Raw genomic sequence first — 12,520 nt, 5'->3', positions numbered from 1 at the left:
GCTGAACGGCTGAGGAGTTGGTCACGCCTGCGGCCTATGCCGCTCGAAGGTGTTTTCCACTACAACTATTGGTCCGGAGCCTCCCCAGGACCCGGTTACGCAGGAGCCCGGTGGCCACGGTCACCGGGCTCCTGTCGGTTCCGGCCCCGGTCGGCGTTTGGCCGGGCCGGTCGGCGGGGCAGGATGGCCGGGTGCCGACCCCACCGCCCGCGGACGTCATCGAGCCGCACCCTACCGACGAGATCGAGACCCGCGCCGAGTTCGACCGGCGGCTCGCCACCGGCAGCCTCGCCGGGCTGACCGTCCAGGGGCTCCGCCTCGACCTGGCGCCGGTCCCGGACCTCACCGCCGTCACCGTGACCGGGACGCTCTTCGTCGGATGCCGGTTCGCCTCCCGGGAGGTCGGTGCCGACCTGGTCCGGCGCGGTGCCAACGTGGTGCCGCCGTTCTCCGGTCTGCCGTACCCGACCCAGCCGTCGCACCTCTACACCCCCGAGGAGTTGGCCGCCGGCTTCGCCGAGGGCGGGTTCGCCGGGATGTACGACACCCGGGTGTACGCGCACTTCCGGGCGCACGGCGGCGCGCTGCCCGACGTCCGGGAGGCACTCGGCCAGCGGCTGCACGACCACGGCGTGGACAACGCGCTGGCCGACGCCACCCGGGCCTGGCTGACGGCGTACGGGCCGCAGTCGGTGGTCGGGATCATGGGCGGGCACGCGGTGCCGCGCGGCAGCGTGTCGTACCGAATGGCCGCCGTGCTGGGCTGGGAGCTGGCCCGGGCCGACCGGCTGGTGGTCACCGGCGGCGGGCCGGGGGTGATGGAGGCCGCGAACCTCGGCGCCTACCTGGCCGGCCGGCCGGCGGAGGAGCTGACCGCGGCGATCGACCTGCTGGCCGCGGCGCCCGACTTCACCGACCACGACCGGTACACGGCGGCCGCGCTGGGGGTGCGGGAGCGCTATGCCCCGCCGCCGGTGCCGCAGCAGCGTGCGGCCGACCTGGGTTGGGCACGCACCGGCGGGTTGGCCATCCCGACCTGGCTATACGGGCACGAGCCGGCGAACCTCTTCGCCGGCCGGATCGCCAAGTACTTCTCGAACGCGATCCGGGAGGACACCATCCTGCGGCTGGCCCGGGGCGGGATCGTGTTCGCGCCGGGTCGGGCGGGCACCGTGCAGGAGGTGTTCCAGGCGGCCACCAAGACCTACTACGGCACCGACGGCGCCAGCGGCGCGTACGTCTTCCTGGACCGCGCCTACTGGACCCGGGAGCTGCCGGTCGAGTCGCTGCTGCGTCCGCTGCTGGGCGCGTCCCCGTTCGGTGACCTGTCGCCGACGATCCACCTCACCGACGACGTCCGGGAGGCCGTCCGGGTGCTCACCGCCACCGCCTGAGCAGACGGCGACGGCCGGCTCCCCGGGTGGGGGCCGGCCGTCGCGGTGAGCGGGTGGTTACTTGTTCATGCTGGTGCCGGTGGAGCGCAGGTGCTCGCACGCCTCGACGACCCGGGCGGCGAGCCCGGCCTCGGCGGCCTTGCCCCAGGTGCGCGGGTCGTACTGCTTCTTGTTGCCGACCTCGCCGTCGATCTTCAGCACGCCGTCGTAGTTGCGGAACATGTGGTCGGCGACGGGCCGGGTGAAGGCGTACTGGGTGTCGGTGTCGATGTTCATCTTCACCACGCCGTAGTCCAGCGCCTCGCGGATCTCCGACAGCAGCGAGCCGGAACCGCCGTGGAAGACCAGGCTGAGCGGCTTCTCCTTGCCGTACTTGGCGCCGACCGCCATCTGGATGTGGTCGAGGACCTCGGGGCGCAGCTTCACGTTGCCCGGCTTGTAGACGCCGTGCACGTTGCCGAAGGTCAGCGCCGCCATGTAGCGGCCCTTCTCGCCGAGGCCGAGCGCCTCGACCATGGCCAGGCCGTCCTCGACCGTGGTGTAGAGCTTCTCGTTGATGGCGTTCTCGACGCCGTCCTCCTCGCCACCGACGACGCCGACCTCGATCTCGAGGACGATCTTGCCCTTGGCGGCCTCGTCGAGGAGCTGCGCGGCGATCTCGAGGTTCTCCGCCACCGGCACGGCCGAGCCGTCCCACATGTGCGACTGGAACAGCGGCTCCTCGCCGCGCTTCACCCGCTCCTGCGAGATGCCCATCAGCGGCCGGACGAACTTGTCCAGTTTGTCCTTCGGGCAGTGGTCGGTGTGCAGGGCGATGTTGACCGGGTACTTCTTGGCCACCTCGTGCGCGTACGCGGCGAACGCCACCGCGCCGGTGACCATGTCCTTGATCGACGGGCCGGAGAGGTACTCGGCGCCACCGGTGGAGACCTGGATGATGCCGTCGCTCTCGGCGTCGGCGAAGCCCTTGAGCGCCGCGTTGAGCGTCTGGGAGGAGGTCACGTTGATCGCGGGGTACGCGTACCGGCCCGCCTTGGCGCGGTCCAGCATCTCCGCGTAGGCCTCGGGGGAAGCGATGGGCATGTCAAACGCTCCTTACTTACCGCTCTCGGCCGTGCAGGCCGCTGTTGTCCATGGGTGCGCCGGACCGCGCTGTCCTCCGCCGGGCAGTATCCCGCAGCCGGTGCGCGTGGACGCAACCGACCCGGTGCACGTCCACCCGTCGGTGACCCCGGCGCGGCCGGTCACCGGTCGTCCACGCTGTCCGGCAGCACCACGCTGATCAGCCAGGTGACCACGGTCATCACGATGGCGCCCCAGAACGCGGCCCAGAAACCGTCCACCCGGAACGGCAGGTCGAGGGCGTGCGCGATCCGGTCGGTGAGCAGGAAGAGCAGCGCGTTGACGACCAGCGCGAACAGGCCCAGGGTCAGCAGGTAGAACAGGCAGCCGATCACCTTGATCACCGGCTTGAGGACCGCGTTGACGATGCCGAAGATCAACGCCACCACGACCAGCGTGAGCACCGTGTTGGCACCGGACCGGCCGCCCACCTCGACGCCGGGCACGATCAGCGTGGTGATCCACAGCGCCACCGCGGTGATCGCCAGCCGGATCAGGAAGCCCACGGCACCATCCTGGCACCGGCCGTACGCACCGGAGGGGGGATTCGGCCGACTCGGTCCCGCCGCGCTCCGCGAGCGCCGCGCAGACGCAGCCCGTACGGTGTGTGGGGTAACCGCCCGCCGAGATCCAGGGAGGGACGATGAGTCAGCCCGACGAGGACTTCGCCCCCAGCGCCCACCTCAGTCCGGAGGAACGCGACCTGGAAGCGGAGCCGGCTGACGCGGTCGAGCAGGCCACCACCGTCGACCCGATTGACGGCGACCCGGAGCCGCACCGCGGCCTGGAGGTCGACGACTGGGACGCGATGGAGCAGGCGCGGGTGGTCGTCGGCGACGAGGACGACTACCGCTGACCCGAGCAGCACGGCTGGCGGTCGCCGTCGAACGCCCCCGCTCCGCCCGGCGTACCTGCCGGACGGCGCGGCCCGCTCAGCGCAACCGGGTGACCCGGTCCGGGTTGGCGGCGGCCCACTCGGCCAGCCGGTCCTCCCGCAGCGCGGCGAGGAAGGCCGGCGCGGCCTTCGGATCGGCACGCAGCCGCCAGGCGGGGCTCTCCGGCGGCCCGACCGGAAGGCTGAGCCCGACCGGCTCGGTCGACGCCAACTCCGGGACCACCCGCAGCAGGTCGGGCAGCGAGCCGCCGGCCACGGTCAGCTCCGGGCCGACCTCGGCGACGAGGCGGGAGAGCTGCACGGGATTGGTCAGGACATCGCGCGCCGCGGCCTGGTGGACCAGCCCGGCCGCGAAGCGCTGCGCGTTGCGGTCGCGGTCCAGACCACCGTCGGGCAGCCCCTGCCGCTGGCGCAGCAGGTCGACGGAGGCCGCGCCGCCGAGCCGCTGGCAGCCGGCGCGGAAGACCCGGTCGGTGTGGACCGAGCGGACCTGCTGCGGCAGGCAGACCTCCACCCCGCCCAGCGTGTCGGTCACCTTCCGCAGCACCGGATAGGTCAGCACGACGCCGGCGTCGACGGGCACGCCGGTCACGTCGGCGACGGCCTGCCGGGTCAGGTCGTACCCCCGGCTCAGGTCGCGACGGTCGGTCCCGGCGCCGTACGCGAAGGCCGCGTTGAGCTTGTCCCGGTGGAGCCCGGGGATGTCGACCTCCAGGTCACGCGGGAGCGAGATCAGGTACGGCCGGCTACGGTCGGCCGGGATGTGCACGATCAGCACCGAGTCAGCCAGCGGTGGAGCCTCGCCCGACCTCAAGTCCAGGCCGACCAGCAGCACGTTCAGCGCCCCGGCCGGGGCCGGGGACGCCGACCGCTCGGCCAGGGTGCCGTCGGTGACCGCCGGGGCGGGCGTGAGTTGCGGAATCCCGACCCCCAGGCCGCCGACCAGGGCGAGTGCGACGCCGGCCGCCCGGAACCGCTGCCGGCGACGGCGACGTACGGCGGCCACCCGGTCGATCGCCGCGCGCACCGGGCCGGCGGCCGGGGTCAGCGCCTCGTGCCGGGCGAACGCGGCGCGCAGGTTCTCCTCGATCATGAACTGACCTCCACGTACTCGGTCCGGAGCGCGGCCAGGGCGCGGGAGATGGAGGACCGGACGGTGCCGACCGCGCAGCCCAGGATCTCGGCGATCTCGGCGTCCGGCAGGTCCTCGTAGTAGCGCAGCACCAGACTGGCCCGCTGCCGGCGCGGCAGCCGGGCCAGCCAGGACCAGACCTGGTCCCGGTCCACCGCGGACTGGGCGTGGTCGGTCGGCTCCGGCACCACCTCGTCGGGCTCCGCGCGAAGCAGCACCCGGCGCACCCAGGAGCCCCGCCGCCAGTCGATGTACTGGTTGGTGAGCATCCGGCGCACGTACCGCTCGGGCAGATCCGCCCGCGCCACCCGCCGCCAGTTGAGCTGTACCCGGACCATCGTCTCCTGCACCAGGTCCTCGGCCTGATGCGGATCACCGGTCAGCATCACCGCGTACCGCAGCAGCGCGGCGAGCCGCGAATCCGCGAACTCCTCGTAGGTCACTGCACCTCCCGGTCTCCTGCCCCTGATGACGGATCCGGGCGGGCGGAACGTTGCGGTCCGGTTCTAGCCGGCCGGCAGCCCAGCCGGCCGGGCGCGGCGGCCACCCGGACAGTGACATCCGTGAGAGCCTGACCACACTCCGCCACCGACGGGAGGACATCATGTTCCGGCACTCCGTCCGACGCTGGCTCGCCGGGATCAGCGCAGCCGGCGCGCTGATCGCCGTGGGCGCCGCCCCCGCGGTCGCCGCGCCCGGGCAGCTGCGGATCTCGTCTCGGGACGTGCTGGTGGCGCCCGGCCACAGCGCGCTGGGTTACATCGACGTCCGGATCGAGGGCCAGGACCTCCAGGTGCGCCTCGACATCGACGCGTCCGAATTGGCGGCGTTGGGCGGCTTCGAGCTGACCGACAACGGGTGGGACTGCACCCGCGGCGCGGACCTGCTGCGCTGCACCACCACCGCCGACCGGTGGGGACAGACGCCCCGGCTCTACTACCGGGTGTCCGCGCGGGCGGACGTGACGCTGGGCGAGGAGGCCCAGTTGAGCATCACCGGAACGTCAGCCGCCGGGACGGCCGCCCGGACCACCACGGCCACCGTCGTCGAGGGGATCGACCTTCAGACCGAGCCCCGGGCGCCGCTCGCCGCCGCCCCCGGCGCGCGGCTCCAGCTGCCGAGCACGGTACGCAACGCCGGTCCCGTTCCGGTCGACGGCGCGGTGCTGGTGTTCACCGCCGACTGGCTCCTCGAATACACCGGCACCTTCCGCAACTGCCGCCACCAGGAGGGCCTGCCGACCATCTGCCGGTTCGACACCGAACTACGTCCCGGGGTGTCCTACCGGCTCTCCGTACCGCTGCCGCTCGCCCTCAGGCAGAGTGCGCGCAGCGGGCTGGTGCTGGTCAACCGCCTTCAGTGGTGGACGACGGACGACTGGGCGCTGGTCGAGCGGGAACCGGACGAGTCGCTTCCGCCGGACACTCCGGGCACCGGCGAGGAGTTGCGCCTCGTCGAGCAGCCGGCGAGCCGGCAGACCGAGACGTCACCCTGGGACAACTTCACCGCCGTCGATCTCACGGTCACCGGTGACCAGACTGCTGACGCGGCCGCCGTCGGCCGCAGCACCAGCGCCCGGCCCGGCGACCGGGTGCGGGTGTCGCCCGGCTTCAACAATCTCGGGCCGGCTGCCGTGGAGACCTGGCGGATGTCGCCGCTGGTGCGGGTGGGGATTCCCGAGGGCAGCACAGCGGTCACGGTGCCGGGAACCTGCGCGCCGATCGGCGAGGGGGAATGGAAGCCGGGAGACACCTGGGGCCAGCCGGGAGCCCGGGCGTACGGTTGCCGCCCCCAGACCGACTTCGCCTTCCCCGGCCGACCGGTGACCTTCACCTTCACCCTGCGGGTGGACCGGCTGACCACGCCGACCTCCGCTCCCGTGACCATTGACATGCCGGGAGACACCAACGCCGCCAACGACACGGCGCAGATCACCCTCACCCCGCGCAGCGCGCAGTCGAGCGGCATCGGTGGCGGAAACGACGACTCCCTGCCGATCACCGGCGGCTCCACCGGGGCGCTCGCCGCCCTGGGTGTGCTGCTCTTCGCCGCCGGCCTCACCGGCCACCTCGTGACACGGCGCCGCCGCACCCGCTTCGTCGTCTGATCCACTGTCGGCGGGCGGAACGTTGCGGCGGTCCCGATCATCCGTTCGGCCTACTTCCGCAGCCAGCGACCATTCGGGGCGACGGCGGACCTTAACGGTTCCTTAAGATCCGCAGGCTTCACTTTCGTCCCCCGACATGAGGGAACCCCCAATGCTCAAGCACTCCACCCGGCGCTGGCTCGCCGGGTTGGGCGTCGCAGGCGCGCTCGTCGCCGCCTCCGCCACCCCCGCGTTCGCCGACAACGACGCGTTCCACCTGTACGCGACCGACCTGTTGGTCCCGGTAGGCCAAAGCACCTACAGCGGAATTTTCCTCGCTCCGGTGCCGGAACAGCCGCCGATCAAGCAGGCAACCCTTGACATCGACCTGTCCGGCATCTCGAACCTGGTGGAGATCGAGCCGAACGCCGAGCAGTGGCACTGCAACGCCGAGGACAGCCGACTGCGCTGCGCGGCGGACGCCGACCCGGAGTGGGGCATCGGTGACTTCACCTTCACGGCACGAGCCAAGGACGGTGTTCAGTCGGGGCGCTCGGGCGAGATGACGGTGAAGGCGACCGCGAACGGCTCCGAGGTCACCAGGACGGTGACGATGACCCTGGCCGAGGCGGTGGATCTGCAGGCGGTAGATGAGAAGATCGACCTGAAGGCGGCTCCGGGCTCCTCTGTGGGAACGCGGCTGGACGTTCGCAACGGTGGGCCGTCACCCGCCCGGGGCGCGGTGATGATGCTCTGGCCCGACGGTTACGCCTCCTACATCGGCAACTTCTCGAACTGCGTCAACTACGACGGCGGTCCCACCGTTTGCCGGTTCGACTCGGACCTGGTTCCCGGCAGTGCGTACCGCTTGTCCAACGATCTGCCGATGAAGGTCTCCGCCGATGTGCGCAGCGGCAGTTCCCTTGAGAACCATGTGACCTGGTGGACGGCCGGTGACTGGGAGCTGTCGGACAACGACGAGTACCTGGGTGACGCCAAGCCGGGCACCGGCTCCCCGCTGCGGCTGGTGGAGACCGGGTCGAACGCCCGCAACGTCGCGCCGGAGACCGACGTCGACTGGTCCAACAATTACGCCACCATCGGCATCTCGGTGACCGGCAACAACTATGCGGATCTCGCCGCCGAGCCGCTCACGGCCAGCGCGGGCAAGGGCAAGTCCGTCGAGATCGCTCCCACTATCCGTAACGTCGGTCCGGCCATCGCCGAAGCCACCTGGAACCTCACCAAGCCGGTGGTCCAGATCGACATCCCGGCCGGTACGACTGTCCTGGAGGCGTCCGGCGATTGCGCGCCGATCACGGACGCCGGTTGGAACATCCAGGAGGAGTACGGCAAGCCGGGTGGTCAGCGGTACGGCTGCTTGACCAGCGAGATCGCCAGTGGCCAGACGATGCCGATCCCGTTCACGCTTCGGGTGGACAAGGCCACGCCGGACGCGACCGGGCGGGTGAGCGTGGCCTTCCCGGGCGACCCGAAGGCCGGAAACAACACCGCGATGATCGTGTTGAACCCGGCCGGTGAGGGCGGGCAGGGCGGCGGTGACGATGGCCCACTGCCGATCACCGGCGAGTCCACCGCCCTGATCGCCGGCGTCGGCGGCCTGCTGCTCGTGGCCGGCGTCGGCGGCTACCTGGTGGCCAAGCGCCGCCGGACCCGCTTCGTGGCCTGATTCATCACGCACCACCGGTGCCCCGCCGACCACCGGTCTGCGGGGCACCGTCGTGCTGGGCCCCCGGCCACGCACAAAACCGGGCGACGCAAGATCGATGCGGCTGCCACCATGGTCGGCGTGCTGCTCACTCTGACCACCACCCACCAGCCGGCGACCGACCTCGGTCACCTGCTGGTCAAGCATCCCGACCGGGCGCAGGCCTTCGACGTGCCGGTCGGCACCGCGCACGTCTTCTACCCGGAGGCGGACGAGCAGCGCTGCACCGCGGCCCTGTTGTTGGACGTGGACCCGCTGCGGTTGGCCGGTGCCCGTCGCTGCGGTCGGGGTGGCTCGACGGCCGCCCCGGAGGCCTTCACCCTCGGCCAGTACGTCAACGACCGGCCGTACGCGGCGTCGAGCCTGCTCGCCTCGGCGCTGGCGAAGGTGTTCCGCACGGCGCTGCGCGGCGAGTCCCGGGACCGGCCGGAGCTGGCCGCGACCCCGATCCCGCTGGAGGTGCGGGTGCCGGTGCTGCGCTGCCGGGGCGGCGCGGAGGTGGCGATCCGGGTCTTCACCCCGCTCGGCTGGACGGTCGAGGCCACCGCTCTCGCGCTGGACGAGCAGCATCCGGAGTGGGGCGACAGCCGCTACGTCGACCTGCGGCTGACCGGCACCCTCCGGCTCTCCGACGCGCTCAACCACCTCTACGTCCTGCTCCCGGTCCTCGACGACGCCAAGCACTACTGGGTGGCGCCGGACGAGGTGGAGAAGCTGCTCCGGGCCGGCGCCGGCTGGCTGGCCGACCACCCGGAGCGGGGGATGATCAGCCGGCGCTACCTGGCCCACCGGCGGGCGCTGGCCGGGCAGGCTCTGGCCCGCCTCGCCGAGCAGCGGCTCGCCGACGAGCCGGCGGTCGCCGACACGGTGGACGAGGAGACCGACGGGGCCACCGAGCGCCGGCCGTCGCTGGCGGCCCGCCGCCGGGAGGCGGTGCTCGCCGCCCTCGCCGAGAGCGGCGCCGGCCGGGTGCTCGACCTGGGTTGCGGTGGTGGCGCGCTGTTGGCTGCCCTGGTCGGCGACCGCCGCTACACCGAGGTCGTCGGCACCGACGTCTCCCCGCACGCGCTGGCCATGGCCGCTCGCCGGGTACGGCTGGACCGGCTGCCGGAGCGGCAGCGGGACCGGATCACGCTGCGGCAGTCCGCACTGACCTATCGGGACGACCGGCTGCGCGGCTATGACGCGGCGGTGCTGATGGAGGTGATCGAGCACGTCGACCCGCCCCGACTGGCGGCGCTGGAGGACGCCGTGTTCGGTCACGCCCGGCCGGGCACGGTCGTGCTGACCACCCCGAACGCCGAGTACAACGTCCGCTACGAGGGGCTGCCGGCGGGCCGGTTCCGGCACGCCGACCACCGCTTCGAGTGGACCCGGGCCGAGTTCGCCGCCTGGGTCGACCGGGTGGCGACCGACTACGGCTACACCGCCCGGATCAGCGGGGTGGGTGACGAGGACCCGGAGGTCGGCGCCCCCACCCAACTGGCCGTGCTGACGCTGGCCGCGCAGGCCCCGACCCGGCAGGAGGACCGGCCGTGACCACCCTCGACATTCCCGAACTCGCGCTGGTGGCGCTGGTCGGCATCTCCGGATCCGGCAAGTCGACCTTCGCCCGCCGGCACTTCGCCCCGACCCAGGTGCTCTCCTCGGACACGTTCCGGGCCATGGTGGCCGACGACGAGAACGACCAGTCCGCCTCCGCCGACGCCTTCGACGTGCTGCACTACGTCGCCGGCAAGCGGCTGCGCGCCGGCCGCCTCACCGTGGTCGACGCGACCAACCTCCAGCCGCACGCCCGGGCGGGGCTGGTGCGGGTGGCCCGGGAGCACGACGTGCTGCCGGTCGCCGTGGTGCTGGACGTGCCCGAGGCGCTGGCCTGGGAGCGCACCGAGGGGCGCGCCGACCGGACCTTCGGCCGCCAGGTGCTCGCCCGGATGCAGCGCGACCTGCGGCGTACGTACGGGCAGCTGGCCCGGGAGGGCTTCCGCAAGGTGCACGTGCTGCGCGGCATCGCCGAGATCGAGGCGGCCGAGGTCCGCTACGAGCGGCTCTACAACGACCGGCGCGAGCTGACCGGGCCGTTCGACATCATCGGCGACGTGCACGGGTGCCGGTCCGAGCTGGTGACGCTGCTGGGTCGGCTCGGCTGGCAGCTGCACCACGACGACCGGGGGCGCCCGATCGACGCGACGCACCCGTCGGGGCGTACCGCGGTGTTCGTCGGCGACCTGGTGGACCGCGGCCCGGACTCTCCCGGCGTGCTCCGCCTGGCGATGGGCATGGTCGCCGCCGGGCACGCGATCTGCGTGCCGGGCAACCACGAGCAGAAGCTGCTGCGCAAGCTGCGCGGGCGCGACGTGCGGCTCACCCACGGCCTGGCCGAGACGATGGCCCAGCTGGCGACGGAGGAGCCGGAGTTCGCCACCACCGTGGCGGGCTTCATCGACGGCCTGGTCAGCCACTTCGTGCTCGACGGCGGCCGGCTGGTGGTCGCGCACGCCGGGCTGAAGGAGGAGTACCAGGGGCGCGCGTCCGGTCGGGTCCGCTCGTTCGCGCTCTACGGGGAGACCACCGGCGAGACCGACGAGTACGGGCTGCCGGTCCGCTACCCGTGGGCCCGCGACTACCGGGGCTCGGCGATGGTGGTCTACGGGCACACGCCCACTCCCGAGCCGGAGTGGGTCAACAACACCATCTGCATCGACACCGGCTGCGTCTTCGGCGGCCGGCTCACCGCGCTGCGCTACCCGGAGAAGGAGCAGGTCTCCGTACCGGCCGAGCGGGAGTGGTACGCCCCGGCCCGGCCGCTGACCGCCGCGCCGACCCGCCCGGACCTGGTGCTGGAGCTGGCCGACGTGACCGGCCGGCGGCACATCGAGCACGGGTACGGCTCGCTGACCGTGCCCGCCGAGAACGCCGCCGCGGCGCTGGAGGTGATGAGCCGGTTCGCCGTCGACCCGCGCTGGCTGGCCTGGCTGCCGCCGACCATGGCGCCCTGCTCCACCGCGACCGAGGACGGCTACCTGGAGCACCCGGCGCAGGCGTTCGCCGACTACCGGGCGGCCGGCGTCGACCGGGTGGTCTGCGAGGAGAAGCACATGGGATCGCGGGCCGTGGTGCTGGTCTGCCGCGATCCGGCGGGTGGACCGTTCGGACCGGGCGGTGGGGTGGTGCACACCCGCACCGGCCGGCCGTTCTTCGGCGAACCGCTGGACGCCGCGCTGCTCGACCGGGTCCGCCGGGCGGTCACCGAGGCGGGACTCTGGGACGAGTTGGGCACCGACTGGCTGCTGCTCGACACCGAGCTGCTGCCCTGGTCGGCGAAGGCCGGTGGGCTGATCCGCGAGCAGTACGCCGGGGTGGGGGCCGCCGGACGGGCCGCTCTCCCCGCGGTGCTGGGGGTGCTCGACGCGGCGACCGCCCGTGGGCTGCCGCTGGCCGGGCTGCGGGAGAAGATGGCCCGCCGGGACGAGGAGGTGCGCGCCTACACCGACGCCTACCGGGCGTACGTGCGGCCGACGGACGGCCTGCGCGGGGTGACCCTGGCGCCGTTCGCGGTGCTCGCCGGGGCCGGTGCGAGCTACGCCGACCGGGACCACGGCTGGCACCTCGACGTGGCCGACCGGCTCTGCGCCGCCGACCCGGAGTTCTTCACGCCGACCCGGCGGCAGGTGGTCGACCTCGCCGACGACGAGGCGGTCGCCTCGGCCACGCGGTGGTGGCTCTCCCTGACCGCGGCCGGCGGCGAGGGAATGGTGGTCAAGCCGTACGCCGGGCTGGCCGCCCGGACCGAGCGTGGCTCGCTGCTCCAGCCGGGGATCAAGTGTCGGGGGCGGGAGTACCTGCGGATCATCTACGGACCTGGCTACACCGAGCCGGAGCAGTTGGCCGCGCTGCGCCGGCGGTCGCTGGGGCGTAAGCGCGGGCTGGCGCTGCGTGAGCACGGGCTGGGGCTGGCGGCGCTCGACGCGTTGGCCGCCGGGGCGCCGTTGTGGCGCCGGCACGAGCTGGTGTTCGCGATCCTGGCCTGCGAGTCCGAGCCGGTCGACCCGCGGCTCTAGCCGTCGCCCGGGCTGGCGCGCACCTGCGCCGGCCCGGGCTGCGGGCGGCAGGTGTGACGTCGAGCACCGGGCGTGTCGGGCGGGCACCTAGACTACGGACG

Annotated in this window: 10 protein-coding genes; 6 read left to right on the top strand and 4 right to left on the bottom strand. The window is 72.8% G+C overall.

Going from position 1 to position 12,520, the window contains the following annotated elements; genetic code table 11:
• Window positions 1–191: 191 nt before the first annotated feature.
• Window positions 192–1,394 (top strand): LOG family protein, encoded by a 1,203-nt coding sequence (locus tag ACIBBA_RS03810; protein ID WP_396693493.1) that lies wholly within the window; start codon window positions 192–194, stop codon window positions 1,392–1,394.
• A gap of 57 nt (window positions 1,395–1,451) precedes the next feature.
• Here ACIBBA_RS03810 and fbaA read toward each other — a convergent pair whose 3' ends face one another.
• Window positions 1,452–2,477 carry a class II fructose-bisphosphate aldolase gene (gene fbaA / locus ACIBBA_RS03805; protein ID WP_357046894.1) on the bottom strand — a complete coding sequence of 342 codons (1,026 nt, stop codon included), beginning with the start codon at window positions 2,475–2,477 and terminating at the stop codon, window positions 1,452–1,454.
• 161 nt (window positions 2,478–2,638) lie between these two features.
• Entirely contained in the window at window positions 2,639–3,022 is a 384-nt protein-coding gene (locus ACIBBA_RS03800) for a phage holin family protein (protein WP_396693491.1), read from the bottom strand.
• A gap of 137 nt (window positions 3,023–3,159) precedes the next feature.
• On the opposite strand from ACIBBA_RS03800, the gene ACIBBA_RS03795 reads away from it, so the two are divergent.
• Window positions 3,160–3,372: a hypothetical protein gene (locus ACIBBA_RS03795; RefSeq protein WP_357046890.1), complete on the top strand. Its 213-nt coding sequence runs from the start codon at window positions 3,160–3,162 to the stop codon at window positions 3,370–3,372.
• A gap of 76 nt (window positions 3,373–3,448) precedes the next feature.
• Here the strand turns inward: ACIBBA_RS03795 and ACIBBA_RS03790 are convergent, their stop codons facing one another.
• Both ACIBBA_RS03790 and ACIBBA_RS03785 read right to left on the bottom strand, forming a co-directional pair.
• A complete protein-coding gene (locus ACIBBA_RS03790) occupies window positions 3,449–4,504 on the bottom strand; it encodes an LCP family protein (RefSeq protein ID WP_396693488.1) in 1,056 nt (351 codons plus the stop codon).
• Window positions 4,501–4,986: a SigE family RNA polymerase sigma factor gene (locus ACIBBA_RS03785; RefSeq protein WP_396693486.1), complete on the bottom strand. Its 486-nt coding sequence runs from the start codon at window positions 4,984–4,986 to the stop codon at window positions 4,501–4,503. Before ACIBBA_RS03785 ends, ACIBBA_RS03790 begins: the two co-directional genes overlap by 4 nt.
• A gap of 161 nt (window positions 4,987–5,147) precedes the next feature.
• Here ACIBBA_RS03785 and ACIBBA_RS03780 point away from each other — a divergent pair, with 161 nt between their 5' ends.
• The 4 genes from ACIBBA_RS03780 to ACIBBA_RS03765 all read left to right on the top strand — a co-directional run bounded on the left by ACIBBA_RS03780 (window position 5,148) and on the right by ACIBBA_RS03765 (window position 12,419).
• Window positions 5,148–6,650 carry a hypothetical protein gene (locus ACIBBA_RS03780; protein WP_396693484.1) on the top strand — a complete coding sequence of 501 codons (1,503 nt, stop codon included), beginning with the start codon at window positions 5,148–5,150 and terminating at the stop codon, window positions 6,648–6,650.
• Between the two features lie 136 nt (window positions 6,651–6,786).
• Entirely contained in the window at window positions 6,787–8,319 is a 1,533-nt protein-coding gene (locus tag ACIBBA_RS03775; RefSeq protein ID WP_396693482.1) for an LPXTG cell wall anchor domain-containing protein, read from the top strand.
• 120 nt (window positions 8,320–8,439) lie between these two features.
• Window positions 8,440–9,897 (top strand): 3' terminal RNA ribose 2'-O-methyltransferase Hen1, encoded by a 1,458-nt coding sequence (locus ACIBBA_RS03770; RefSeq protein WP_396693480.1) that lies wholly within the window; start codon window positions 8,440–8,442, stop codon window positions 9,895–9,897.
• On the top strand, window positions 9,894–12,419 hold the full coding sequence (locus tag ACIBBA_RS03765; RefSeq protein WP_396693478.1) for a polynucleotide kinase-phosphatase: 2,526 nt from the start codon (window positions 9,894–9,896) through the stop codon (window positions 12,417–12,419). Before ACIBBA_RS03770 ends, ACIBBA_RS03765 begins: the two co-directional genes overlap by 4 nt.
• The last annotated feature ends 101 nt before the right edge of the window (window positions 12,420–12,520 follow it).

It is taken from the genome of Micromonospora sp. NPDC051006 (genome assembly GCF_044456245.1).
Classification (GTDB): Bacteria; Actinomycetota; Actinomycetes; order Mycobacteriales; family Micromonosporaceae; genus Micromonospora.
This window is presented reverse-complemented; position numbering and strand designations above follow the sequence as displayed.